Origin of the sequence: Dysgonomonas sp. Marseille-P4677 (assembly GCF_016652235.1) — a bacterium.
Classification (GTDB): Bacteria; Bacteroidota; Bacteroidia; order Bacteroidales; family Dysgonomonadaceae; genus Dysgonomonas.
On the sequence record NZ_JAEPKU010000260.1, the window covers coordinates 1 to 1,761 of the forward strand.

The 1,761-nt window shown below is 32.7% G+C and carries 2 protein-coding genes; both read right to left on the reverse strand.

From position 1 onward, the window contains the following. Positions 1–41: 41 nt before the first annotated feature. Positions 42–1,223, reverse strand: coding sequence for a FecR family protein (locus JGH11_RS19895; protein WP_201114702.1), 1,182 nt, complete (start codon positions 1,221–1,223; stop codon positions 42–44). A gap of 103 nt (positions 1,224–1,326) precedes the next feature. After that, on the reverse strand, positions 1,327–1,761 hold a 435-nt coding region (locus tag JGH11_RS19900), incomplete at its 5' end, for an RNA polymerase sigma factor (protein WP_201114704.1).

Sequence of the window (1,761 nt, forward strand, 5' to 3'; positions counted from 1 at the left end):
TTGCTATTCTATATTTAGTTTCAATTGAATAAATAGTAAGACTATTTTTTATCGCTTATGAGAATCGTATTATCTGACCGAGAATATGTTGTATTTGAGATTACGCAAATGATGTCCATCACTTGTTCGAAATCTTCAGACAAGATTAGTTTCCCGCTACAGGTCTTTGTTGAAAGCTTCAGTTCACTGTCGTTGAAATTCACGTTATAATATCTTCCTATCTTTTTAAGGATAACAGATATAGGAATTTTATTGAAGATAAAGAAACCATCCTTCCAACTGATATATCCATTTACATCTACCTTCTCATGTGTAATTTTATTTTGGTTTATAGAAAATAGTTCTCCCGGATTTAAAGAAAGAATTTTACTTCCGGCTTGTATTTCCACCTTACCATCAACCAATACTACAGATTCTTCTGAATCGGCATAACTGGAGACATTAAATGTGGTTCCATATACCCTTACAGTCAATTTTGGTGTTTGTACATAAAAGGGCATATTTTTATTTTCGGCCACATCGATGAAAATTTCACCTTTTACATGGATGCGTCGTTCCTTGGTCTCAAAATTGGAGGGGAATTCAAGCTCCGTTCCAGAATTTAGCCATACTTTAGTTCCATCAGGCAATAATAATGTGGATCGCTTACCATAGGGTACGACCAAGCGATTAACTTCCGCTGTGTTATATGTGGATTCTTTTACTTCAGATTCTTTCAGGACAGATATTTCACCTTGTGCATTTAATGATAAATCCGCATTTTGATCTATATTTACTATCCTGCTCCCCGAAATCAATTGTATATCTTTTTCAGGCATCACTTCTCCTGTTATTACCAAATCAGGGTTAGAAGTATTATTGTGTTGTTGTTCGTTCACCAAACGTGTAAATACAGCAGATGTTATCAATACAATCACAACTGCAGCTGCTGTCCAATAATATTTAAGCTTTTTCTTTTGTTCCAATCTCAATTGAGAACTGTGGACTATTTTATTATAGAGTTTCTCAGTTTCTTCGTCCGATAGTTTCTTTCTATTCAGTTTTATTTTACTAAATTTTTCAATCGCTTGTTCAAATGCATCCTCACATTCGGGATTCCGTTTGACATAGTCTATCCAATATTCCTCCTGTTCGATACTTTTATAAAGCTGCCATTTTAAGAATTCATCATCATTGAGGAAGTCTATATAGCTTAATTTATTTTGAGATTTATTATCCTTCATTATTCCCTTAAACAGATATAACAGCTCTGTCTAATAATGACGATTAAACCTTTTTTTTGTGGACAGTTTTTTTGAATAAAAATCAAGATTTATAAAAAAATGTTTATAAAGATTTGAAATAGACTGATAAAATGAGAGCTATACTCAAGGTTGAATGTTCTCTCAACTTATCTATGCCTCGATAAACTAATTTGCGTACAGATTCGGGGTTTATATTCAAGAGTAAGGCTATTTCCTCGTATTCCATCTCTTCCATATATCGTAGATATATAGCCTCTCTTTGATTACTAGTTAGTTTTTCCATCAAGTATTTAACTCTGTTCTCCAAGAATAATCTTTCCTCGTCATCGATCATCATATCGACCACCGATACCTCAACAGAAAAGGTGTAATTGTCAAGACTGTCTTTGCTCTGTTCACTTTTCCGTCTACTTACATCTATCAATCTATTTTTCAGGCTTCTGAACAAGTAATATTTAATATTCTGAATATTTTTTAATTCATTTTTATTTACAAATATTTTACAGAATATATCATG